At 49.3% G+C, this 24022-nt stretch carries 25 protein-coding genes and 1 pseudogene; 10 read left to right on the top strand and 16 right to left on the bottom strand.

Annotation, left to right across the window (positions count from 1 at the left end):
• Positions 1-932 (top strand): chemotaxis protein CheV (locus HWQ67_RS00655; RefSeq protein WP_218250705.1); only part of this gene is annotated, 932 nt, incomplete at its 5' end.
• On the opposite strand, the gene HWQ67_RS00660 is transcribed toward HWQ67_RS00655, so the two are convergent.
• Positions 918-1574, bottom strand: a complete 657-nt coding sequence (locus HWQ67_RS00660) for a hypothetical protein (protein WP_218250706.1) — start codon at positions 1572-1574, stop codon at positions 918-920. The genes HWQ67_RS00655 and HWQ67_RS00660 overlap by 15 nt on opposite strands.
• Before the next feature lie 251 nt (positions 1575-1825).
• On the opposite strand from HWQ67_RS00660, the gene HWQ67_RS00665 reads away from it, so the two are divergent.
• Both HWQ67_RS00665 and HWQ67_RS00670 read left to right on the top strand, forming a co-directional pair.
• A complete protein-coding gene (locus HWQ67_RS00665) occupies positions 1826-3439 on the top strand; it encodes a glycosyltransferase family 39 protein (RefSeq protein WP_218250707.1) in 1614 nt (537 codons plus the stop codon).
• A 15-nt stretch (positions 3440-3454) separates the two neighbouring features.
• The gene (locus HWQ67_RS00670; protein WP_218250708.1) at positions 3455-4102 is read left to right on the top strand and encodes a radical SAM protein; all 648 of its coding nucleotides are present in this window, start codon (positions 3455-3457) and stop codon (positions 4100-4102) included.
• 104 nt (positions 4103-4206) lie between these two features.
• Here HWQ67_RS00670 and HWQ67_RS00675 read toward each other — a convergent pair whose 3' ends face one another.
• Together HWQ67_RS00675 and HWQ67_RS00680 are read right to left on the bottom strand one after the other, a co-directional pair.
• Positions 4207-5202, bottom strand: coding sequence for a sensor domain-containing diguanylate cyclase (locus tag HWQ67_RS00675; protein ID WP_218250709.1), 996 nt, complete (start codon positions 5200-5202; stop codon positions 4207-4209).
• 418 nt (positions 5203-5620) lie between these two features.
• Positions 5621-7441: a KUP/HAK/KT family potassium transporter gene (locus HWQ67_RS00680; RefSeq protein ID WP_425340689.1), complete on the bottom strand. Its 1821-nt coding sequence runs from the start codon at positions 7439-7441 to the stop codon at positions 5621-5623.
• A 137-nt stretch (positions 7442-7578) separates the two neighbouring features.
• Here HWQ67_RS00680 and HWQ67_RS00685 point away from each other — a divergent pair, with 137 nt between their 5' ends.
• Positions 7579-8370, top strand: coding sequence for a lysophospholipid acyltransferase family protein (locus HWQ67_RS00685; RefSeq protein WP_218250711.1), 792 nt, complete (start codon positions 7579-7581; stop codon positions 8368-8370).
• Positions 8371-8576: 206 nt separating this feature from the next.
• Positions 8577-8975: a Uma2 family endonuclease gene (locus HWQ67_RS00690; RefSeq protein WP_218250712.1), complete on the top strand. Its 399-nt coding sequence runs from the start codon at positions 8577-8579 to the stop codon at positions 8973-8975.
• Positions 8976-8987: 12 nt separating this feature from the next.
• Here HWQ67_RS00690 and HWQ67_RS00695 read toward each other — a convergent pair whose 3' ends face one another.
• The 6 genes from HWQ67_RS00695 to HWQ67_RS00720 form a co-directional block, all read right to left on the bottom strand.
• Entirely contained in the window at positions 8988-10937 is a 1950-nt protein-coding gene (locus HWQ67_RS00695) for a hypothetical protein (RefSeq protein WP_218250713.1), read from the bottom strand.
• 9 nt (positions 10938-10946) lie between these two features.
• Positions 10947-12794 (bottom strand): serine/threonine-protein kinase, encoded by a 1848-nt coding sequence (locus HWQ67_RS00700; protein ID WP_218250714.1) that lies wholly within the window; start codon positions 12792-12794, stop codon positions 10947-10949.
• Positions 12795-12918: 124 nt separating this feature from the next.
• Entirely contained in the window at positions 12919-13680 is a 762-nt protein-coding gene (locus HWQ67_RS00705; protein WP_218250715.1) for a DUF3786 domain-containing protein, read from the bottom strand.
• Entirely contained in the window at positions 13677-14087 is a 411-nt protein-coding gene (locus HWQ67_RS00710; protein ID WP_218250716.1) for a HEPN domain-containing protein, read from the bottom strand. The genes HWQ67_RS00705 and HWQ67_RS00710 overlap by 4 nt, the downstream gene beginning before the upstream one ends.
• Entirely contained in the window at positions 14074-14409 is a 336-nt protein-coding gene (locus tag HWQ67_RS00715; RefSeq protein WP_218250717.1) for a nucleotidyltransferase domain-containing protein, read from the bottom strand. Before HWQ67_RS00715 ends, HWQ67_RS00710 begins: the two co-directional genes overlap by 14 nt.
• Positions 14406-14999 (bottom strand): YkgJ family cysteine cluster protein, encoded by a 594-nt coding sequence (locus HWQ67_RS00720; protein WP_218250718.1) that lies wholly within the window; start codon positions 14997-14999, stop codon positions 14406-14408. Before HWQ67_RS00720 ends, HWQ67_RS00715 begins: the two co-directional genes overlap by 4 nt.
• A gap of 411 nt (positions 15000-15410) precedes the next feature.
• Here HWQ67_RS00720 and HWQ67_RS00725 point away from each other — a divergent pair, with 411 nt between their 5' ends.
• Together HWQ67_RS00725 and HWQ67_RS00730 are read left to right on the top strand one after the other, a co-directional pair.
• On the top strand, positions 15411-15752 hold the full coding sequence (locus tag HWQ67_RS00725) for a hypothetical protein (RefSeq protein ID WP_218250719.1): 342 nt from the start codon (positions 15411-15413) through the stop codon (positions 15750-15752).
• 22 nt (positions 15753-15774) lie between these two features.
• The gene (locus HWQ67_RS00730; protein WP_218250720.1) at positions 15775-16674 is read left to right on the top strand and encodes a lysophospholipid acyltransferase family protein; all 900 of its coding nucleotides are present in this window, start codon (positions 15775-15777) and stop codon (positions 16672-16674) included.
• Here the strand turns inward: HWQ67_RS00730 and HWQ67_RS00735 are convergent.
• The 3 genes and pseudogenes from HWQ67_RS00735 to HWQ67_RS20330 all read right to left on the bottom strand — a co-directional run.
• Positions 16669-17586 (bottom strand): metallophosphoesterase, encoded by a 918-nt coding sequence (locus HWQ67_RS00735; protein WP_218250721.1) that lies wholly within the window; start codon positions 17584-17586, stop codon positions 16669-16671. The genes HWQ67_RS00730 and HWQ67_RS00735 overlap by 6 nt on opposite strands.
• 126 nt (positions 17587-17712) lie before the next feature.
• A complete protein-coding gene (locus tag HWQ67_RS00740) occupies positions 17713-17883 on the bottom strand; it encodes a hypothetical protein (RefSeq protein ID WP_218250722.1) in 171 nt (56 codons plus the stop codon).
• Between the two features lie 37 nt (positions 17884-17920).
• Positions 17921-18028 (bottom strand): annotated as a pseudogene (locus tag HWQ67_RS20330) (PD-(D/E)XK nuclease family transposase); the annotation flags it as partial.
• Positions 18029-18306: 278 nt separating this feature from the next.
• Between HWQ67_RS20330 and modA the strand changes: the two are divergent.
• From modA to HWQ67_RS00760, 3 genes are all read left to right on the top strand, one after another.
• Positions 18307-19071 carry a molybdate ABC transporter substrate-binding protein gene (modA, locus tag HWQ67_RS00750; RefSeq protein WP_218250724.1) on the top strand — a complete coding sequence of 255 codons (765 nt, stop codon included), beginning with the start codon at positions 18307-18309 and terminating at the stop codon, positions 19069-19071.
• A gap of 159 nt (positions 19072-19230) precedes the next feature.
• Positions 19231-19914: a molybdate ABC transporter permease subunit gene (gene modB, locus HWQ67_RS00755; RefSeq protein ID WP_218250725.1), complete on the top strand. Its 684-nt coding sequence runs from the start codon at positions 19231-19233 to the stop codon at positions 19912-19914.
• On the top strand, positions 19915-20691 hold the full coding sequence (locus tag HWQ67_RS00760) for an ABC transporter ATP-binding protein (RefSeq protein ID WP_218250726.1): 777 nt from the start codon (positions 19915-19917) through the stop codon (positions 20689-20691). It abuts the gene before it with no gap.
• On the opposite strand, the gene HWQ67_RS00765 is transcribed toward HWQ67_RS00760, so the two are convergent.
• The 4 genes from HWQ67_RS00765 to HWQ67_RS00780 all read right to left on the bottom strand — a co-directional run bounded on the left by HWQ67_RS00765 (position 20656) and on the right by HWQ67_RS00780 (position 23847).
• The gene (locus HWQ67_RS00765; RefSeq protein WP_218250727.1) at positions 20656-21495 is read right to left on the bottom strand and encodes a DUF58 domain-containing protein; all 840 of its coding nucleotides are present in this window, start codon (positions 21493-21495) and stop codon (positions 20656-20658) included. The two genes, HWQ67_RS00760 and HWQ67_RS00765, sit on opposite strands and share 36 nt — an antisense overlap.
• A gap of 23 nt (positions 21496-21518) precedes the next feature.
• The gene (locus HWQ67_RS00770) at positions 21519-22451 is read right to left on the bottom strand and encodes an AAA family ATPase (RefSeq protein WP_218250728.1); all 933 of its coding nucleotides are present in this window, start codon (positions 22449-22451) and stop codon (positions 21519-21521) included.
• Positions 22452-22473: 22 nt separating this feature from the next.
• Positions 22474-23304 carry a DsbC family protein gene (locus HWQ67_RS00775; RefSeq protein ID WP_218250729.1) on the bottom strand — a complete coding sequence of 277 codons (831 nt, stop codon included), beginning with the start codon at positions 23302-23304 and terminating at the stop codon, positions 22474-22476.
• A gap of 78 nt (positions 23305-23382) precedes the next feature.
• Positions 23383-23847 carry a DUF29 domain-containing protein gene (locus tag HWQ67_RS00780; protein WP_218250730.1) on the bottom strand — a complete coding sequence of 155 codons (465 nt, stop codon included), beginning with the start codon at positions 23845-23847 and terminating at the stop codon, positions 23383-23385.
• Between the last annotated feature and the right edge of the window lie 175 nt (positions 23848-24022).

Below are 24022 nucleotides of genomic sequence, written 5' to 3' on the forward strand. Positions count from 1 at the left end.
TGGATCATTTCGTTGTTGTCACTATAGGCGATTGCCGTAAGGTAACCGCTCTTGCCAAGCACACTGGATGGACTCTTGACCTCTTCCCAACTGCGCGTAACGAGGTAATCGAGTGTCCTTCCAATGTAGTCAAGATGCCGTACTCTCACCAAAGCGTCAAGGGTACGATAGACTTCCGTGGCAAGGCCGTTATTGTCATTGACATTGGGGAATTTCTCGGAATGCAGAGGCAGGACTTTAAAAACTCCCTGAGTTATGTCATCGTTTGCGAGTACAATAACAACATACAGGGCCTTATCATAAAGAATCCCGATTCCCTCGTTACGCGCAGTTGGGAAGAGGTCAAGAGTCCATCCAGTGTGCTTGGCAAGAGCGGTTACCTTACGGCAATCGCCTATAGTGACAACAACGAAATGATCCAGATACTGGACATAGAAAAGATACTTGTTGAGATACTGGGGATGGACACCAAGATAGCTGATGAGTTTATCAATCAGGCCAACGAAGCGGCACTTTGCGGCCATCACATCCTCGTTATAGACGACTCCAAAGCGGCCAGGGCGCTGATTGAGGCAGTGTTGGAGCAGCTTGGCTTTACGTATGAGAGCTACAATTCAGCAAGTGATGCCCTTGCCGAGCTTGAGGCAGATTCCAAGGCCAAACACCGCTTCTGCATGTCCATCTGCGACATAGAAATGCCGGGCATCGACGGCTTTACCTTTACGCGCAAGATACGTTCAAACCCTGACCTCAAGGACTTATTCATCCTACTTCACAGTTCTATGAGCAATCCTACAAACATGGACAAGGCCAAACAAGTAGGTGCCGACTCCTTTGCGGCCAAATTTCAACCCGACTCACTTGCCGCAGAAATACTCTCTGCTATAAAGCAGGTTGAAAGCAGGAGGGGCGTTGGTCTATCGAAGTCCTGAGTTCCTGTTGTCCTTACCTGAAGGCTCCCAGCTCAGGTCTATCAGGTAGCCGTTTTCATCATAACAGGTTTCATAGAAGTTCTTCAGGAGCATTAACTGAGCAGACCCGTTAACTCCACAACGGCAAACCTCGGTATCAAAGATCATATTGTTCTTCTGTATAAACGCCTTGGGGCCTTCCTCCTTGTAGTGTCGTGCCGTTTCGGCGTTGACCTCTATGAACATCCTGTTACCGTTTTTTGTCGTAATATGTATGACTGTTTCAAAGATGTTCTCCGACAGCACCGACCCTGCAATGGGGTCATATACGATACGCTTAAGCCCGCTTATCTCAGGCTCATTGACGCTCTGCTCCATGACTTCGCACAGTGCCCGCCACTCTCTGATACGTGCCTCAAGCTCGTCAAACTCGGTGGATACGGCCTGTCTGCTTAACACTTCGATCCTCCTTCTGATGGTCTCAACCCTTTCGGTGACGTGGTACTTATCACCCAGCTTCTGAACCCGACTCAACAACAGACGAGCCTTACCCTTGAGGGTTTCGATCTCACTTGCAAGGGTGACCTTTCTCTTCTTCACCTGGTGATAGACGGAATACCCCACCGATGACATCAAAATAAACATGGCTATTAACAAATACATCCTCCGTACCTCCTTTATATGCTCTATATAAAATCATCACATACTATCTATTATAAACCATGTGAGTAAAAAAATGTTATCCGTTTGTCTCTGAAGGCAGGGCAATCGCATTTGAAAAAAAGTGCCGATGTCTATCTATAGGGTCGAAAAATTTAGAGAGTTTTTTCGTATCTACTCAAAAAAAACCCCAAGTTTAAATCTCTGGTGTTTGCAAAAAACTCCTCCGGCGTTATACAATAATCAACACCGGCATGGGATTATTCAGAGAAACAAATGGTGCAGGATACGCCTATCAACGGATACTTATAACAGTCCTCATGTTTCTGAGTGTACTGAGGGTGTTTTATGTCCTCTATGGGCCGCTTGACCTTAGCGCCGATGAGGCGTTGTACTGGGATTGTACCCGCCACCTGGAACTCAGTTATTACTCCAAGGGGCCGCTCATTGTCTACCTGATGTATGTCTCAACGTCGCTGCTTGGCTCCAATGTCTTTGCCATCAGGGTTATGGCAGTGGTCATATATTTCCTGGGCAGCATATACCTGTATAAACTCGTGATTGCGCTCTACGACAACGACCCTGTACCCACCGTGAGTTCCGGTGCAAATAAGCCGTACTATAGCGACCCGCGGTTCATTGCCCTTGCCTGCGTGTTGATATTTCAGGTCATACCGCTCTTTGGCACCTATGCGATAGTGTTTACGATCGATTCACCATTTGTCTTTTTTTGGATACTCGCCCTGTACCTTCTCTGGAGGGTTATCACGGAACCACCACAGGGATACGGTACGTGGGTGTTGCTTGGGGTAGCAATAGGGCTGGGGATGCAGGCCAAGTACATCATGGCCATGTTTATACCGTGTGCCTTTGCATTTCTCCTTCTGACCCCGCACAGGGCATTGCTGCGAACTTTAGGGCCATACGTGGCATTTGTTGTAAGCATGGTGTGTTTTTCACCGGTTGCCATATGGAACATGCAGCACAACTGGGTGACACTACGACACACCGCCGGACACGCACATGTATCGGACGGACTGCGGATTGTTCCGGGGAGTTTTTTCGAATTCCTCGGTTCACAGGCGGGGGTTGTGACACCGGTGATATTTGTGCTGCTCTTTGTTGCACTGTTTAAACTCAGGGGAGATGGCACAAGGCAACAGGGGGCCTTCTTGTTTTATTTTTCCATACCGGTGTTTGGATTCTTCCTGCTCAAGAGCGCCCAGGGCAAGGTCCAGGCCAACTGGGCCATGACGGCATACATCACGGGACTGATTGCCTTTGTCAGATACTTCCTGTACGCCCAGAGCAAAGAGACCCTCAAAATAACAGGCGTACACACCAGGAGGGCCATAGTTATCGGAATAATCGTGGCCATCCTGCTGACGGTGGTAGGTCTCTTTCCCCGGGCCGCGGGACTCCCCCACAAGCTCGACCCCACTGCCAGACTCAGGGGATGGCAGAGCCTCGGTGCGGCGGTTGGCAGGGTCTACGATGAACTGGCAGAAACCACGGAGGTACTGATCTTTTCTGACAAGTATCAGATAACGAGCGCCCTGGCCTTCTACGTCCCCGGCAATCCGATTACATATAGCATAAACCTCGGCAGACGCATGAATGAGTACGACATGTGGCCCGGTATCAACAATGCCGCAACAGCAATAAGGCAACGCACAACAAAACCCATAAGCGGACTCTTTGTCACCGATGGCGACGCCCCCATCAACGATATTGTACTTGATGCCTTTGACAGGTGCAATAAGCAACTCCTCGATATCCGGGAAAACGGGCGTGTCCTGAGACAGTATTCCATATTCAAGTGTCTTGGATTTACAAGCCTCCACGACAAGACGCCGCAGACGTATTGACAAGCGACAGTGGCAATGAATGAGACGCTAAAGGTCTGTGAGTTTTTTACGAGCATCCAGGGGGAATCGTCCTATGTCGGGCTGCCATGTGTGTTTATACGTCTGACGGGGTGTAACCTGCGTTGCAACTACTGCGACACACGCTATGCCTACACGGAAGGGACGGATATGTCTGTAGCCGACCTGCTGGATAAGGTGCAAGGCACCCACATCAGGTTGGTTGAGCTAACCGGCGGTGAACCACTCCTACAGTCTGCGACACCGGTTCTGATTGACGCCCTTGTTGCCATGGGGTTCAGGACGCTGATTGAGACAAACGGCTCCATAAACATAGGCCGTTTTAACAGGGCGGCAGTGTTTGTTGTTGACCTCAAGGCGCCTTCAAGCGGGATGGTTGACCACAACGACCTGTCAAACCTCAAGGCTCTAAGTCCCATCGACGAGGTAAAGATAGTCCTCGGCGACAGGGACGATTACCGGTGGGCATCAGAGCTTATAGCACGGTATCGTCTGACTCAGCGATGCCATGTTCTGTTGTCCCCCGTTGCCGGTGTGCTGCAGGCCGAAACACTCGCCGCCTGGATACTCCAGGATGCCCTTGAGGTACGGTTGAACCTACAACTTCACAAATCCATCTACGGCACAGACAGGCGTATGGTCTGAAAGGCATAAGAAAAAAAGGTTGCTGCAAATATTTCTGTGATGATAGAAAGTTAAGCATTATGGGGTCAAGGGGGCTTATTCGTGTTGGAGCAGTACCGAATCACTCAGGAGCAGAACATGAAGTCGCTTTTGCCGAGGTCTTTTACCTGGTACATGACGGAGTCTGCCTTTTTGATGAGCATATCGGTGTCACGCGCATCCTGTGGATAGAGGCTGATGCCAATGCTGGCTCCGATGGTACACTCAATGGTGTCAAACTGAAATGGTCTGCTAATAACGTCGATTATTTTTTCAGCGATGTGCTGGACGTCTTTTTTTTCGCCGACCCGGGTGAGTATGACGTTGAACTCATCTCCGCCTATCCGTGCAACCGTGTCGGCATCACGCACACAACCCGACAGGCGTTTGGCCGATTCCCTGAGAACCAAGTCGCCGATCTGGTGTCCATACGTGTCATTGACATGCTTGAAGCGGTTGAGGTCTACATACAGCAGCGCTACCAGGTGGCTGTAACGTTTTGCCTGTACAATGGCCTGTTCCAGGCGGTCAAAGAACAGCATCCGATTAGGCAATCCGGTGAGGACGTCAAAGTGGGCAATGTACTTGAGTTTTTCTTCGGCCTCTTTTTTCTCCGTTATGCCAACACAGGAGCCTATGAAGCCTATAAATTTATGATCATTTGTAAAGCGCGGATTGCCCGTATCCAAAATCCAGCGATAGACACCATCATGGCGTCGCAACCGGTACTCCAGGCGGAATTGTTGTCGCTTCTGATGTGACTCGCTGCACATATCCCTGCACCTCTGGCAATCCTCCGGATGTACGCCCTTTAGCCAACCCTCATTGGCTTCTTCGCTGAGGCTCTTGCCGGTGTATTCAAGCCAGACCTTGTTGAAGTAGTTGCGGCCCGTATCGGCATCCGACATCCAAATAAACACGGGCGCCGAGTCTGCCATTATCCTGAACCTGCTTTCGCTTTCAACCAGGTGTGCCTCCATTTCGTTACACCCCATAGTAGCGCGCTGCATGGCAGAGAGACGGTTCCTAAGCTCGCACAACTCATCGAGCAACTGCTGCTTTGTCTTGTCCTCGTCTTTCATCACGCATATTTAGTGTACAATAAGTTCAATGCAAAAATAAATTCCTTCCTGTAAATATTTCTGTGATGGTAATAGTTCACCCCCCTAAGAAGAAGGAAAGAAAGGGGCGGCTCCGCTTCTTTCCCGCTCCAGGGGGTGAGGCACCCCTGCCATAAAAGTCGCACCTGGCCCCCTTCAGAACCCCCCGCAAGGGGAGGGGCGAGGCGCAATCTTGTCGCAGCGGGTCGCACCCGCCCCGGCCACGAAGAAGTCCCCTTGACCCCGTAAAGTGCCATTATCTTGTATTTAATCCAATCGAAACGTGCTATACAACCGAGAAAATACATGACAGATATCAGGATTTAAGTTTCGTTGAACATGCTTTTAAGATAATGAAGACAGAACAATTAGGAGTAAGACCTGTATATGTGAGAGCAGGCTACATTTCTATGCGATAGATAACCCCGCGGAGCTTATGGGATGGCAGCTTGTAAAACTGCACATACGATGGGGTCAGCTTCTTGATCAATGAGAAAATCTTCCAGATGAAGTTGTTTGTGGAGATGTCTTCCTGCCCGTAGAAGATGGTCTTGATGTCTATACCGTTTGTCAGCAGGAGACGTTCAACGTCCACGACTTCCATGTAGCCCATTTCGATGACAAACGTCCTCAGGCCATCGGTTATACTGCTCCCCGTATAGGCCTTGACGCCAAAGGGCTCGTCTATCTTCTCCATGGATACGATCAGGTTGTCCTCGTAGATTATGTTATCGGCAAACATCGTGCGTACTATGTATGGCGGCACCATGTTCATGTCCCTGGCAAAGAACAATCCCGTCCCCTGTATCTTGCTAAACCGCTTGAAGAACTCAACGTAGGTAGGGAGAAAGTCCCTCAACGGCATGGGTTTCAGGCGCATGTAGAGTCGTCTCTGACCCTTGGTATAGATCATAATGACAATGAACGGTATGGCGGCGATGATAATAGACCAATAGCCACCATGGGGAATCTTAAACGTATTTGAGGCAAAATACACGGCATCCACCATGAAGACAAAAAACGAAAGCAGTGTAAGTGCCCAACTCTTACGCAAATAAAATATCCAGGTCATAAACAGCCCCGTAAGCGTCATAGTACCGGTAACGGCCAGTCCGTAGGCAGCGGCCAGGTTGCTTGAGGCCTTGAACTCGTACATGATAATCAACACGCTGACAAGCAAGAACCAGTTTACAAAGCCGATATATATCTGGCTTCTGAACTCGGTTGATGTGTAATCGACCTTAAACATGGGCATCAGACGCGTGGTGATGCTCTGATAGACGATTGAAAACATCCCGCTGATCATGGCCTGTGAGGCGATGACGGTTGCCAGGATGCTCAGAAATAGAAACGGTACATACAGGGACTTTGACTGTGATAGAATCATCTCAAAGAGTACGTTTTTGGCGTCGGGGTGGGCTATCAGAAATGCGCCCTGTCCCATGTAGTTAAACAGCAACGCCACAAAGACAAAGTACCACGCCTTAAGGATTGGAGTCCTACCCAGGTGTCCCATATCGGCATAGAGGGCCTCTCCGCCCGTGGCGCACAGGGTGACCTCGGAGAGGATAAAGAATCCGCTTACGCCGTTGTCGATTAGGAACTTTAAACCATAATACGGATTGACCGCCTTAAACACCATCGGCTCCTTCACTATGGACAGCACCCCGGAGACCGACAACACTATAAACCACAAGAGCATGATCGGTCCAAAGGCCTTGGCCACACGCTCGGTCCCCTTGTCCTGGAAAAAGAACAGGACAACGGCGATAATTCCCGCTATCAGGATCAAGGTGTTGCGGCCGGTTTTTTCAAGCCCCGGGACGAGCAACAATCCCTCCACGGCACTCAATATGCTTATGGCCGGGGTAATGACGCCATCCCCGATGAGCAGCGATATGCCAATAATAGACAGCAGCGTGATAAATGCTACCTGCCTGCCGGACTTCAACAACGGTCGCAGTATCTCCTTGAGGACGATAGTGCCCCCCTCACCCTTCTTACCGAGGCTCATGGCCAGCCACCCGTACTCCAACGTCACCAGCACACACAGCGTCCACACGATCAGCGACAGCACGCCCGTTATGTTTTCACTGGTGGGTTTGGTCAGCAGGATGATGACGGTGAGGGTATAGATTGGGCTGGTACCAATGTCACCAAAGACCAGTCCCAGAGACTTTATTATGCCTCCAATGCCGGCGCCATCTCTGCTCATAACCAGGATACTTCCATCACTGCTTTGTAGTATACTATAGCTATGGAAGAAAATGAAACAGGATAAATATATATATAGATCAGACCACGGGTGCATTTCCACAGGCAAGATAAATATGTTATAATGATTTCAGGTTATCTGTTATGAAGGAATTGCCATTAAAAGACGGTTGTTACAGGACTGACCCCGGGGCAGTGTTCTCCAGGGACCTGGCCACGCTGATGTTTTATCCGACAATGGCGGCGGTTGTTTGTCATGGCAGTTTCCTGGCCAGGTATGCCGCTCGATTCTACGGGCATCCGGGGGTGTGTATGAGCAGCATGGGCGTCTTTGTCGGGCTTGAGGCCGCCGGTGTCCGGTTTGACATATCGGGCTTGGATAACGTGATGAACCTCACTGGTCCGTGCGTGATTATCGGTAACCACATGAGCGTCCTTGAGACACTTACCATGCCGGCAATCATCGGGGCCTATAAGGACATAACGTTTGTCATAAAAAAGGAGTTGGCTACATATCCCGTCTTCAGGTATCTGTTGATGTCGATGAACCCCATTGTGGTCAACCGCACCAATCCGCGTGAGGACCTCACGGCAGTCCTGACGCAGGGCAGCGCCATCCTGGCAGAAGGCAGATCTCTGGTGATCTTTCCTCAGAGCAGCAGGAGTGTCACGTTCGACCCCAAGGTGTTTAATACGATAGGGATCAAGCTGGCCCTCAGGGCCAATGTACCGGTCATCCCCCTGGCCATTAAGACCGATGTCTGGGGCAATGGAAAACGAATCAAGGATTTTGGCCCCATAGACCCAGCAAAAACCGCATACTTTGCCTTCGGACAACCCATGTACATAAAAGACAGGGGAATACAACAGCATCAGTTGATCATTGAGTTCATCACCGAAAAACTAAAGCAATGGCAACTTTCAGTATCCTCTTAAAAAAGCATGGTAAAATGTTTCGCAAGAAGGGGTCAAGGGGACTGGTCCCCTTGCGGGGGGTTCTGAAGGGGGGTGGAGCCGCCCCTTTCTTCCTTGTGCTACCATGAGATATAAAGAAGATACAACTTTCACATACAACAGGATAAATTCACCTTACCTAATCTATTAGGAGTTATTGACAACAACAAGGGGGTTATTTACGCATTATGATAGCACAGACATTAGAGCGGGATTTTGACCTGACTGAAATCATCAATGGAGAGGAAATTATGGGGCCTAGTCCGTTTGGAAGACACCAGAGAATTAGTATGAATCTGTCTGATATAATAAGTCCTTATGTAAGGCGAAATAAGTTAGGAAGGTTGTTTTCTTCCCCGCTTGACGTTATTCTCAAAGAGGCAGAGCAGAGGTTGCAGCCTGATATTCTGTTTATCAGGAAAGGCAACATGGGTATCTTTCAGGACTGGGTCAGGGGAGTGCCTGACATGGTCTGCGAAATCGTAGCAACCACGGTTGATTGTGGTGCTACCGAGCAAGAGGCTCATTATACACAACTATACGGGTTTAGTCACGCCATATTTTTTTGCGAAGGTATTGACTATTAGCACCAAGTTTTTTTAAGGCCCCTCTTTTTCTTCCCGTTGCAGGGCTGTCGTATCATCGGGGTTGTGCAGGGCGATTGCCCTGGCGACTTTTTGGGCATTTCCGGGGGGGGAGGGCAGGGCCTTGAGTCTGTCGCTGATCTGTCTGTACTTTGCAAGATAGTCGTTGTATCGTTGGGGATCGACCTTTATGGCGAAGTTGCCGGGCATCTTCCACTTATCCTTGAGGTAGAGCCAAGAGGCAAAATCCGTGGGGTCAAAACCCTTCATCACCTCGATGTCAGTGGTGTTTTTAAGCCCTACGATGGCCAGCCCTTGGGAGTCTGCCTCGATGCGGTGTTGACCGTTAAAGGGGTAGGCTCCGTAGTTGTCAAAGAACTCCCACGTGGAGTACGATATCTGACGCTCTGATGCGTGGCAGGAGTCACAGGTGCGTGACTTGCCAAAGGAGTGTGCCGCCTGATCAAACTGTATCCACAACAGATGCTTGTTGTTGCGTGGCAAACCATCAAAGGTGCCAACGATGAAGTAGGCGTCGTTGGTTTCGCCCTTTGGCCACCTGAACTGCAAACCGGCAGAGGCCGGAACGTCGCCCTTGATGTTGCCCACGCTGTGGGGCCATATCTTGTATGATCGCCATGTGCCAGTGATGTCCTTTGCCAGGATTGGTGGCTGTTGGATGCCGTAGTACAGTGAGTACTTCTTAAACGGGTTTGGATTTCCCGCTATGACCCCGGGGCCCCAGATGGTCAACTGATATCCCCCCAGGGCGTTGATGTGGCAGGAGGCACAGTCCATGTTCTTGTGGATACCGCGTGCGTGCGCCTCTTCTATTTCGATGTGACAGTCCTGGCACGTTGCCTTTCGTTCGATGTCGCCCATGCCCTTTTCACCTGTTGGGTGACAGGCTATGCAGTTAATGCCCTTTGTATAGTGGACATCAGGTTGCATACCAGAGGGGATGGAGTAGTCGCCTCCGATGTAGGTCTCCCCCCGTCGTGCCATCATCGCCCCCGGGTGGCAGATGCTGGTGCTCCTGCCGGAGCCGGAGCATGTTTCGGGGCTGGGGATGCGTGACATGGCATGAACGCCCTCCTTGTTGTTGGGGGTGTAGTGGCAGTCGAGACACCCGGCATGGCAGACGTTACACATTTTCTGTTTGTCCTGCGCCTGACGCTTGTTGAAGGGGACGTTGAGGTTCCTGGCAATTTCGTTGGTGTTTTGGTAGTCAAACCCAGCACCCTTCAACTCCTCAACGGCCGGCAGATCGGCAAACGATGGCCCGCAGTTGTGAGGACCATAGCCTGTGGGCGTCGTCCACGTCTTCATGTACCTCTGACGGTAGTTTGCCCCCATGACGGTCTTTTTGAACTGCTTTAGTTCCTGGGGATGACAATTGCTCTTGCCGCATGTCTTTTGCGCTATGGCGGGGTCAAAGTTGAAGGTTTCCCTGTCCCTGTCGTGCCACAGGACGTTGCGCACCTCCATGGGAACTGTGAGTGCGTTGTTTTCCATTACCTTTGGCAGCAGCTCGTATATCTTGTTATCACCCGTAGGCAGGAGGGGGCCTTTAAAGGACTTTTGCCTGTCCATCACCTCGGCGTGTTCATTGATAATGAGTGCCCTGAGCATCCCCTTGTGGGCCTCGTCCTTGTCCGTGGCCCTGCCATTGCCCAGATGACAGTCGTGGCATTGAATGTCTGGGTGCTTGCTCTGCCTCTGAACCTCCAGCGACGTGGCATATAAGTGCTCGGCACCAAGTTTCTTCATAAGCTGCTTGTCAGCGTGGCACCTCACGCACTGCACGGAGGTATCCTGCCAACGACGATAGGCCGGCATGGCAATCGCCACCGCAATGACCGCAAAGGCTATCACTATGACCTTCCCCGTGACAAGTTCACTGAGCTTGCCCGCTAAAAAACTCTTTGACATCCCATAATTATAGTCTATACGGAAAACCGTCAATTAAAATGCTTACCGTAATCCTCCTTTAGCTTCATGCTCAGGTGGGGTATAAGACTTAATCGAACTCCAAAAGTAATAAGAGCCATCAAACCAGTTTTGTTTCACGACTTTAAGTCTTTCATTTAATTTATGAAACCATTTTTCGGCTGACTCATTGAAGATATTAAAAAGCCACTCATATGATTGTCTGTTATTATATACGTCATCAAGGAATTTGACAACCCTGTGCTCTTCAAAACGCCCAAAATCAGCCCATGTTCTGACGCTATCATGCCTCTCAAATTCCTGTGCGCATCGCAGGGACATTATCATCTGCACCTGACTGTAGATGTCTTGCAGTGCCTCGTTGTCTAGTCTGAGTATATCATTGCGTATTACAGGCAATGAGAGAACCTGACGGTATAAGTCATGGCTCTTTGGGGCCTTCCCTTCCAGGGCATGAGAGTGAAAAAAGGTTGGATGCCGAAATTTAGTATATGCAAATCCAAGGTCGTAAAAAGACCGCATTGACTGATAGTGCCATTGAAACTTTGTATTAATGAGTAAATAAAAAATATCCCAACTCTTAAATCTAAATGCAGCAATGTTGGCTGTCATATACAAAAATCCAGCCACAACGTATGGCACTGAAAGCACCTCTCTATACCCCGACCGATCTTCACCGGCTTGTGTAATAAACTCCAACAGACCCTTGAAGTGTGCAAATACCTCTTTGGCGTTGATTCTGGCCATTGCAATCGTTAAACCGACAGACTCTTGTTGTGTGTCTATAAGTTCCCTGGCGGCCTGTTCTGTAAGATGAGGCTTACCTCCATACAAGGATAACGTCATTTCCCACGACTGTGTAAATGTTGCCATGATTCGGTCAAAGGCCGATTTCATGTCATATATCTTTTGCATGTATGAGGCGCCTGTATCCGTATATGATGAATAAGTCTTTAATATCTTATCTGGACGTACCTTATCCAGCGCATTTGATGACCCTCTCTGGGATGAACTGAGCATACTGCCACCTTGACTACCTCCAAAACGGCTGATCACCTTATCCACGATATCGAGCAATTCCCGTCCGGTTTGAATCCTCTTTTGAGGCTCTTTAATAATGCTCTTTTCCAGAATATTTTCCAAGATTATCTTAAACTTTGGTTCTTTCTGTAATTGTTCCGGAGCAAATGCCGTACCAAGTTCTTCCCTATAGAGATATCTGCCCGTGAGCATGCAATATAACAACTTCCCAAGTGCATAGACATCTGCGCTCTCTTTAACGTCCACAATTCCGCCACGCTCTTGCTCAGGCGCCATGAACTTTTTAGCCCCCGTAGTCTCACCTATTTCTGTTATTCTATTTTTTGTCGGTGTATTTTTTACAAAGCAGATACCAAAATCCGACACCAAAGGTACCTTAATAGGCTTACCCAGGAAAAGAATGTTTGCAGGTTTTATATCCCTGTGTATAATGCCCGCTTCATGTGCCCCCGTTATACCATTGACAATCCCCCTGAAGATATCCAGACAGAGTTCAATTTTATAATCTTTTATTACATCAATCTCTTTTTCAAGTGTTGTTTCGGCCATTGGCATTACAATATAACCATATTTTGAAGTTTTTTCGACTTCTTCAAGATTGTGATCTATAACGGGGATAATATTGTCGGCCCCTTTCTTTGTTAATTCTATATGTTTTTTCATCTCCTGGACAAAACGTGCCCTCCTCTTGACTTGCCCGCGATTAAAATGTATCAGCTTTAGCGCACAAAATTCGGCTCCTTCATCCCTGTGAGCCTTATAAACTTCAGCCTGACCACCTTTGCCGATACGTTCTTCAGTTGTCCAGGCACCATATTTCTTCGGGTTCATTTTTTTATTATAGCAGATTTACCGTGAAAATCTCTGTGAGGTAGAGACCGTGCCAGGGCATAGAGTCGTGTAACTCTCTGATAACTGAGCTTGCCCACTAAAAAACTCTTTGACATTACCGATGTTACCGTGATTCTTTGACAAGTATCACGAGTTCACGCAGGAGAAAGACGAGCGACTCGACATCGAGGAACCTGTCTGCGGTACCGTCAAAGAGCATCTTGACTTCGGCGGGGAACTCGCTATCCCCCTGCCAGTACATGAGCAGCGCCGGCAGCTTTGGCAGCAGAGGCAGCATCCACGTCTGAGTTGAGGGTTGTCCCTCCACGGGCACGGCACCGATGGCCTTGACGGCGTTGACACAGGCGTCAAAGTTCTGTGTGAACAGTTCGGTAAGCGGCCCTTCGCACTCACGCTTAAAGGCAGATGCCTTGATGTTGCCCATCTTGAGCGAGTCAAAGGACACCCAGTTGCCTGATGGCTCAACGCCCCCGCCCATCTTGAGATAGATAAGCAGCAGTATCTTCATCCAGAGGCTTGCCTGTGCCTCCGAGGTTATATCGCCATTGTTGTCGATGATAAAGTCCCGTCCCAGGCACCCGATCCTGACCCCCCCGGGGACAACATCCGCACCCAGGGCGCCAGCCACCTGAGCAAGGTCTATCTTTCTGACCTCCTGTCTGAGCGTCTCAAGGATGCTCTCTACTGTGTCCACTGGTGTTATCTTGAGCGACAACTGCTCCAGCTTATCTCTCTGCAGCTCCGTGCAAGCCTCCAGGGCAGAGTTGCCTTTTACCACGGAGATGGCAAAGGCCATGCACGTCTTCTGACCACACCTGCCGCAGTTTGTCTTAGGCAGACTCTTGTATAACTCAACGGGGTTCATATTCCTCCTTCATGTTTCTCGATCTCCTCGATAATTCTATTTACGTTGTTGTACAATCGCTGAATCTTGTTGATAATCTCTTGTCGGTCAAAGGGCGCATCCGGAGATAAGTATGTCTCGTATCTGTATTGAACGGCAAAGGCGTTCAGGTCAACAAACTCCCATAAGTCGGCTACATCGCAGTTGAGACTTTGAAGCTTTACAAGCAGGACATGAAGGTCGTGTTTATAGGCATGTTCCTCTCTGAGAGCTGTAATCCATGCTTTAAGTGATTTTTCAACGGCCTGCTGGGCATGAAAACCAAATATTTCATCGTCAACCAATTCAGAGTCAGCCATTACGTGCAATGCACGCAGGTCTTTGCCCGCCATTGTCAGCATTAGCTTTGCCTCTTCAACCCCTTTCATAAACCACTCTTCCTTCCCTGTAAGCCCTGGCTATGACGTGATTTATCCCGTCTTTCCATCTGTCAAACTCATCTTTACTATAAAGACCAACATCGATCGGGATAAGGTAAGGTGGAAGACCTCGGTAGATATTACCGATTCGCTTTGTCCTGCTTCTGCCGGGACCAAAAGGCTCTTGCTCAACGACAAGAAAATCAAGATCAGAATCGGGCGTAGCTTGCCCTCGTGCATACGAACCAAACAGGATGACCTTTACGGGATGTACGGTCTCTACAATTGATTTTACTATCTCCATTAATACCTCTTCCGTGACGGCGGTCATTTATCATCCCCTGATTCGCTAAACAACTCCTTCCAGTTGTAGGATTTAAGGTTCATGATTTTTGAGTGTATAAGGCCGTCTTCCAGGGCATCCATTCTGTCGTAGCGGTCCTTTACGCCGTAGAAGGGCATGACCGAGTAGAAGGCCTCGTTGATGTATTGTTGCGGCGGGATGAGCACATCAAACTGCCTCGTGTAAAAGGGGTCCTCATCGGGCTGACACGGGCTGCCAAAGACGTTAAACACCCTGCACGAGACCGGACGAGCAGCGTGGATCAGACACTCCTGGCCCCCAAGGAACGGACAAGAGGGCGATGCCTCAAGCTGACTCATCAGGACGGACCTGGCATGTTGCGGCATCTTTTCGCTCACGTACCAGTAAATGCCGGCGACCTCGTGCGGATAGACCGGGATGTCCCTCTGGCTTATGCAGCAGTTGCCACAGCCCTTGTGACATGCCAGGTGGCGGGTGCCCCTTGCAACCTCCGCACGGATTGCCGCCTCAACTCCTTCGTCGATGATCTCGTAGCCGTCCAGAAGCACGGAAAGCCACGGATAGCCTTTATCATTCCTGTCAAACCCTAACTGCATAACGCCACTATTATTGTACCACATCTCTGCAATATAGTTTCTATCTTTCGACAGTATTGATGAGGAGTAATTGTTCACCCCCCTAAGAAGAAAAGACAAAGAAGGGGGCGGCTCCGCTTCTTGTCGCTCCAGGAGAGGGCAGCGCCCCCCGGCTCAATGCGCTCCTGGCCCCCTTCAGAACCCCCTGCAAGGGGAGGGGCGAGGCGCAATCTTGTCGCAGCGGGGGGCGAGCCGCCCCTGGCTCAATTGTCGCACCCGCCCCGGCCACGAAGAAGTCCCCTTGACCCCGTAAAAATGCCGCATATTCTGTATTTAATCCAATCGAAATTTGCTATAATATTGCAGGCTGTTTTTCAGGATGCCCCGCTCCCATTGCAGTTGACCATGCAAATGTGCTATACTCAGTAATAGATGGAAGATTCTTTAATACAAAATAACTTCTTCTACATAGCGGCCTATTCATTGTTATCTCTGGTGTTTATGGCAACAGAGGAACGCATTGGATTTCCAACGGCCCTGGCAGCGTCCTTTTTGTACTACCTCATTTACGAAACGAAACAGGACTATGACATAAGAAACGAAATGGGCATTGGCGGCTGGGAAAAAGTCACCTGGCGACACAGGATGATGTACAACAGGAGTTCGAACTCCTATGCCTGGTTCTGGCCCCTGTGGTTAGTAATGATAGTCGTCCTGGCAGGGGTAGTGTTTATCTTTGGACTATCTCAAGCCGGTAAGTCGCCAAAGGGATAGACTCCCTTTTTTTTTGCCGTAAATGGTAGTAAGTGAGGGGATAGTGCGCGACCTTCTGCGGTTGCTAGTGTGGTACCCGTTGCGGTGGGTGGTGCAGGTGTTACCTGTGGGGGCAGGGTTGATGCTCTTCAGGGCTATGGGGGATATGCACTACGCCCTTTCACGGGGCAAGAGGCAACGGCTGTTTGCAAACCTTTCGGATACGGGCTTGGACGCTTGCAACAAACACCTGATAGTGAGGGAGTACTTCAGAAATCACTACGTTGACCGTTTGTTTATCTTCATTGTGCCGGGGTTTGGCAGCAGTCAGATACGCCGCTATGTTGAACTTGAGGGGGTTGAGCACCTGGAGGACGCCCTTGGGCGTGGCAAAGGGGTTGTCTTGGTGCATGGGCACTTTGGGCCGGTTCATATGCCGCTGGTGGTGCTTGCCCGGTGCGGATTCAGGATAAAACAACTGGGACTGCCCTCCGATGACGGTCTGAGCTGGATCGGTAGAAACGTTGCCTACAGGTTGAGATTGCGCTATGAGGCAAAGATACCGGCAGAGATACTGCGGGCAGACTCGTTTCTGCGACCCGTCTTTGTGTGGCTTGCCCACAACGGCTGCATCATGACAACCGGCGATGGCACCGGCACACAACAACGTCTGGGGAAATACGAGTCGTTTACGTTCCTGGGACGGTCCACTGCCTTCCCCCTTGGTCCGGCAACCCTGGCCAAAAAGACCACCGCTGCCTTTATGCCGGTCTTTATCACACCCGCTGAAAACAACAGATACAGGATAACCATTGAACCACCCCTGAACCCTCTATCACAACAGGAACTCTCCGCAGCCGAGTTGACCGCACTGTTCGTACAACGCCTTGAGACCTACGTCAGACGCTATCCGGGGCTAATGCACTTCCTTGACAGATTATGATGACCTCAGCGTTATAAGGGCAACCTCGGGCGGACAATTGTAACGCATTGGTACCATGTTGTTACCCACCCCGGTTGTGATGTAAGTCTGACGGGCACCGTCTCTGACGACACCGCTTATGTACTTTTGCCCCGACGTCGATGGCAGAAACGGAGCGCCGATAAAGGGAAAGACTATCTGTCCGCCGTGCGTATGGCCCGATAACACAACGTCTATCTTCTTTCTTGATGATTCTATATCGATATTGATATCGGGATTGTGGCTTAACAGTACCTTCACCGCTTGGATGTCTATGCCCTTACAGGCATTGGTCAGGGAGCAGCTACTTTCCCAGTGGTCATCGACACCAAGTATATAGATAGATTGATCGGTTTGTTCTCTGCTGTTAGCCGGTTGAGCGGGTCTTTTAATCCTTACGCTTTTGTTCCTGAGCCAGACCACCCCTATCCTGTCGGTAAACAATCTGCATATAGAGTCAACGGCCTCCTGTCCGCTCCAGAAGTCGTGATTGCCCAGGACACCGTAAATTCCTGCCGGCGCCCTGAGCGTTGACAGGGCATTGACGCATCGTTGGATGTATTGTCTTGCGTCTTTTTCCATTTCGACCTTGCCGCTACCCCCAACCTCGTTTGTCCCCGTGATGAAGTCCCCCGTGAGGGCTATGACATCAGGGGCCTCGGCCATGCACATGTCGGCTGACCTCGATATAAGCCCCTCGCTGACTATCGCAGAACTATGAATGTCACTGAGCAAGGCTATCTTAAACCCATCAAAAGAAGACGGCAAATCCGCAACCACTAACGTTATCCGTCCAATCTCTATATTGTACCGCGAAGTATTGTAGACCCCCTTTGTCCCCAACAACACTACACCAGCCCTCAGGCCGTTAATCAGAAATTTCCTGCGTGTCATAAAAACAAATCTCTCCTAAAAAGAGAACTCACCAAAGACTTTCTTGCTGTAAAAAATCCTGTAATTATACATATAGCACTTCAGAAAAGTCAATAGCAAAAATCACAGTCTGCTAAGTCTCCCGACCTATACGCCTTTGAAGTAGCTCCACAGTTCATCCACAGAGGCAGACTTCCTTAGTAGCGCCTTAAATGCCTGCAATTGCTCTATGCTTTCAATGGTTCTGACTCTGTCCATGAGTGCAGTCGCCTCATCTGCGTGCTTGATCTCAAGGATCACCTCTATTCCCTCTATCAAACCATTACGTTGACCCTCTATAATGCCTTCGATCTTGCCCTCGACCTAACACAGCGTTTAAAAAAGATATCAGTATCTCTTTCCTGTGTTCGTTGCCAAATATCTTCTTAAAGGCTATATCACTCTTTACGTCAACAAATCTCATAATTTATTTTAACATGTTTTCAGATATTTTGTGTGTAAAAATCAAGACAACATCACAGGATTAAAGGTGTATATAAATGGGGTCAAGGGGGCCAGGAGCGCATTGAGCCGGGGGGCGCTGCCCCCTCCTGGAGCAAAAAAGAAGCGGAATCGCCCCTTTCTTTTTTCGCCGATCAAGTGCTATTGCCCTTAGATCGCTATTTTTCAACTTGACAAAGCGTTATTACCTGTTGTATATTTTGAAAGATTATCTTCAGGGAAAAAACAGGAGGAGTCAGAATGAAATATATGGGCATGTTTGTGGTAATAGCCTTATTGTCTCTGCTTCCGGTAACGATTGATGCCGCGGCAGAGGCGGAACTTACAGTGTCTGCGGCAATAAGCCTCAAAGACGCATTTGAAGAGATCAGGAAGCTATTCCAAGACAGTCACAAAGGTGTAAAGGTGCTCTATAACTTTGGAGCGTCTGGGAGTCTTGCACGACAAATTGAGGGAGGCGCCCCGGCAGACGTGTTTGCATCAGCCGCTCAAAAGGACATGGACGATATCGAAGCCAAGGGATTGGTTGTCCCCGGTACACGGTTAAACTTTGCACGGAACTCCGTTGTACTCGTAGTGCCGGCCTCAGGAGGTGTCCGACTCGACTCATTTGCTGCCCTGAAACTTGCAGGGATCAAAAAGGTCGCCATAGGCAATCCCAGGACAGTACCGGCCGGAAGATATGCCGAGGAGGTGCTTAATTTTTACAAGGCCCTTCCGGCTATAAACAACAAACTGATCTTTGCCGAAAACGTAAGGCAAGTATTGGATTACGTGGCAACGGGCGAAGTCGATGCCGGCATTGTATACATGACGGACGCACTGACAAGGACGGTTAAAGTTGTCTCAACCGCTCCGGAGCAAAGTCATAAGCCGGTCGTGTATCCGATTGCTGTCGTCAGGGGGACGAAAAACGAAAAGTTATCCATGGCGTTTATTCAAACGGTAAACTCGGAAGCCGCTCAGGGGATACTCAGAAAGTATGGATTTACGACACAGAAATAGAGTATCCTCTCAAAAAAGCATGGTAAAAATGGGGTCAAGGGGGCTGGCCCCCTTGCAGGGGAGGTCTGAGGAGGGGGCGGAGCCACCCTCCTTCTTTCTTTTACCGTGGAATATAAAGAAGATACGAAATAGAGTTGTCTTCCCCCCTGTTTGTGTCAGATGGGACTTGGTATAATGCTCAGTGATACGGCTATTTTTTCGTTAAAGCTGTCGTTTCTTGTTGCGGGTACGGCCACGTTTTTTATTATACTGGTTTCGCTTCCCGTTGCCTACGTGTTGGCCAGGACAAGGTTTCCGGGTAAAGAGTTGTTGGATATCGTCCTGACTATGCCCCTTGTGCTTCCGCCGACGGTTACGGGGTATTACCTGATTGTTTTTTTTGGCAAAAACGGTGTTATCGGCAAGGCAATCTATGCCCTGACCGGCTGGACTATCATGTTTACCTGGTATGCTGCCGTACTTGCCGCCTTTGTTGTTTCTTTACCATTTATGTTGAAAACGACCAGGTCTGCGATAGAGTCTGTCGATAGAAACCTCATAGATGCCTCCTATACGTTAGGGCATGGGGAGTTTTACACGGCGGTAAAAATAGTCATACCGTTGAGTAAGAACGGTATATTTGCCGGAATAGCTCTCTCCTTTACGCGGGCGCTTGGCGAATTCGGGGCAACTTTAATGCTCGCCGGAAACATCCCCGGTAAAACCGAAACAATGCCCCTTGCCATCTACTCTTCAGTAAGTTCGGGGAACTGGCCGGAGGCCAATTTAATGGCGCTGGTGTTTGTCGTACTGTCGGCCGTATTGCTCTTTATCGCCGGTAAGTTTACCAATAAAGCAATTTGAATGAAAGACGAGGACATCGCCCTGAGGGTTCGGATAAAGAAGAGGCTCGACAATTTTACGCTTGATGTGGACTGGACAATGAAAAACGAGTTTACCGTGCTTTTTGGCCATTCCGGGGCAGGAAAATCTTTGACGCTGAGGATGATAGCGGGATTGATGCCCCCCGACAGTGGATATGTAGAGTTAAACGGCGTCCCGCTCTTTGATAGCGCTGAGAGGGTTGACGTAAGGCCTCAGCACCGTTGCATTGGCTTTGTATTTCAGGACCTGGCCCTATTTCCCCATATGTCGGTAGCTCAAAACATTGCATGTGGCGGTAAAGGGTCAAGTTTGTTCTTTACTGTTGCGCGGCAAGACAAGGAAAGAGTCGCTGCCCTTATAGAGACATTTCACTTAAAGGGACTTGAGGGTAAACGGCCCTCGCAGATATCCGGAGGGCAAAGACAACGCGTAGCCATAGCACGGGCAATAATGCGTAATCCCAGGTGCTTGCTCATGGATGAGCCATTTTCATCACTGGACAATTCCCTGAGACTCCGGATGCGTGCCCTTATAAAAGACGTAAGAAACCGGTTCAATATTCCTGTTGTCTTTATTACGCACGACATCCATGAGGCGTACACGATGGCCGATAAACTGATAGTCTACAGCCACGGCAAGTCGATTCAGACAGGTACCCCTGATGAGATATTGTCATCCCCTCAGAACAGTTCACTCAAGGAAGAAGGTTGGCAGTTGCGCCTATGGCAACAGAGCCAGTTGCCTGAGCATATTTAGTTTGTGGCGGTGTGAGACCTCCGGATTAAACACCTTGTCGTTGAGTTTTAGACCTACGGGGATATTTTGCTTTATGAGTGATGAGATCGCATAGGTGATGCAGGATATCCTTGCTTCATAGTCGCTGATGTTTGTCTTGTCAAAGTCTATGACGATTGGTTCAAATGCCAGAGCGGAGAGTTCCTTTGTCTTGAGCTGCCCGGTCTTTGCGGTGGCCTTCCAACTGATGTACTTTATGGGGTCTGAGGGGCGATACTTTCTGAGCGAAAGCAGTTCGCCGTCATAACCGGTCATGTTGGTGGATTTTTCGCCCTTTGAGCGCATCTCTCTCTGCAGATGTTCCGGCAGTTGACACCTCTTAGGCTCCGGCAGGACAATGCACTCATAGAGGTCATTGAGCTTGACGCACCTGATGAAGAAATTAAACGGAAACACCGAACACACGTGCACCTCCCTGACGACGTGTTTGCCCCGTCTTGGAAGCGATATGTTTAAGTGTCTGTAGGCCTCGCCCTTTGGGGCAACGTATGGCAGTCGCACTTCGTCTGAGCCAACCACAATTCTCAGGATAAATCCTGGCATGATGGCCTTGTTGTTTGTCACAAGCACCTTGAGCGGAAACTGCCTGCCTGCATAGACCTCGTCGGGGAACTCCAGCCCTACGCGAACTTTTAAGAGATTGGTGCGTCCAAAGAACCCCGATATCCCCATAAAGCTCAACAACGCCGCCGTTATCATATAGATGAGGTTGTTGCCGGTGTTGGTGGCCGCAAATCCGAGGAATATGGACAGGAGGATGTACAACCATCCGGCTCTGTTGATGCGGATTACACCGGTATAGGGATTTGCTCGATCAGGGATTTGATGATCTCCTTCCTGGTCTGGGCATCAAAGTCCTCTTTGAACAGGACTCTGTGTACAATCGTATACTGTGCGAGGTCCTTTACGTCTTCGGGGATGACAAAGTCTCGGCCACTGATAAAGGCATGTGACCTGGCCGTGGCCGTCATGGCCAATGCCCCGCGTGTGGAGATGCCTGATGCAAGGTATTTGTGGGTTCGGGAGGCTTCCACTATGTCTATGATGTAGGCCAGGATTTTTTCCGAAACGTGGACGTTGTTGCGGATGTCCTGCTGTATTTGCAGTGTATGTTCTTTGTCGATAATTGGTTTCATGTTGTAGAGTTCCTGGCGTCTGCTGCCCCCGCGCAGGATGTCCAGCTCCGACTCCCTGTCGGGATAGCCTATGCTTATCTTGAGCATAAACCGGTCCATTTGAGACTCCGGCAGCGGAAAGGTGCCATATTGCTCCAGCGGATTCTGCGTGGCCAGAATAAAGAACGGTCGTGAGAGCTGATACGTCTTTTCCTCTATCGTGACCTGCTTCTCACCCATGGCCTCTAACAGGGCACTCTGCGTCTTAGGCGTGGCACGGTTGATCTCATCAACCAGGACGATGTTGCTAAAGATCGGGCCGTGATGAAACTCAAACTCGCCCTTGTTCTTGTTGTAGATGGATAAGCCGGTTATATCAGAAGGCAAGAGGTCACTGGTACACTGCACTCGCCCAAAACCCAATCCCAGAGACTTGGCTATACCAATGGCCATCGTGGTCTTGCCCAGCCCAGGCAGGTCTTCTATCAACAGATGGCCACGCGAAAAAAAGGCTACCAACGACAACCGCAACGCCCTTTCCTTCCCCTGCAAGTAGAACAATAACGACTTGATTAGCTGATTTATCTTTCCGTTATCTATGTCCACATAATTTCCACAAGCGGGAGTGCTATTTCTTGCGATTACTCTTTTTTGTTTCCTTTGGGGTATTACTGCCCTTGTCGATTTCCCTTACGAGGTCATCGGCCTTAAATGCCCCTCGCAGCACCCTGCCATCGGGCATGACAACTGCCGGAGTGCCGGTTAAGCCGAGTTTTTCCGCCAGCTTTATGTTATCGTCAATTGCGCTTGTTTCGCAGCCCGGCTCCGGAAGCTCCTTACCGGCAAAGGCGTCATCCAACAATTTCAGCGACTTTTCGCACGCTATGGCCTTTGTCTTCTTGTACGACGTCGGGTGTATCGTCGTCAGGGGAAATAGTATGACGTGAATGCTAATGTCTTTTCTCTTTTCAACTAACGTCTTTAATTCCCCGTGCAACTGCTTGCAGAACGGACATTCGGGGTCGGTAAAGACAATCAATTTTATTTTAGCATCACTGGCTCCCATCAGGAGGCTGTTCTTGAGCGGGATCGTAGAGGCGTCCACCTTGTTTACCTCGGTGAGTCTGTCTTCGGTCAGGTTGTGCTTTGTCTTTATTTTTACGATATTGCCTATGATAATATTTTCTTTTGAGTAATCCATGTATGTGATGACACGGTTTTTGCCCGTGTTTATAGTGATCTCCCACAGCCCCTTGGATGGCGACTGCTGGACGGCCTCAACCGTTGCAGACGGGGCAAAGTCCTTTAGCAGTTGCCCGGCCTCCTGCACGTTGAGCTTGTGACACGAAGCACAGTTCTCGTCACACCCGCCAAAGGCAAGCGCCTCATCGGTAACATAGAAACAACCAATGCCCAGAAACACCATCAGTAAAATCACAATTGCTACAGTAGATTTCATCTATGACACTATACCACGTATGAACAGGTTGTGTCAAGAGGTTAAAGAGGAAGTTTTTTTATTGGACTATTTAAATGACTATTTGGGCCAGAAATCGTAATCCATCAATTGGTCAAAGGTGTATAGGCAGGTTTCGGGTAATTCCTTGGCATTAATTCCAGTTTCATCTTCAAACATTCGTTTGGATTCTATAAATTCTTTAGCCATCACGGTTTCTATATTATATTTTAAGCTTGGATTGTCCTCAAGCAGACGTTTGGTCTCTCTTCTTTGATTATTTATAGTTGCACGCCAACCTCTACTACGCCGTTTTGGTTGGTACTGCCATTTTAGCAGGTGCATTATTAACACCGTTAATCGGTTCGCCAGTTCTCTTTTATTATTCCTGCCCATGCTCTCCAGCTCCTCTACTATATTTTCTACGTCTATTTCCGTGAATCTGCCTTGCCGCAACAGGTTAGCATTATGAAACGACCATTGATAAAAATCAACTTCATAGAGATCTCTCGCTGTGAGCATGTCTTTATGCGTTAAAGTCTCCATAGATATAACCTCCATATCAGGTATCCTAACATTATCCTTTAGGTATTTGTCAATCCCTCGAATTTTAGGGGTGCATAAGAAAGTAGTTGGTGGCTTCGTCAAAGAAAGAATGGGGGCTTCGCCCCCTACCCCCTACAAGAAGGGCGGCTCCGCCCCCTCCTTGACCTCCCCTGCA

The sequence above is a fragment of the Candidatus Magnetobacterium casense genome (assembly GCF_019173545.1).
Lineage (GTDB): Bacteria > Nitrospirota > Thermodesulfovibrionia > Thermodesulfovibrionales > Magnetobacteriaceae > Magnetobacterium > Magnetobacterium cryptolimnobacter.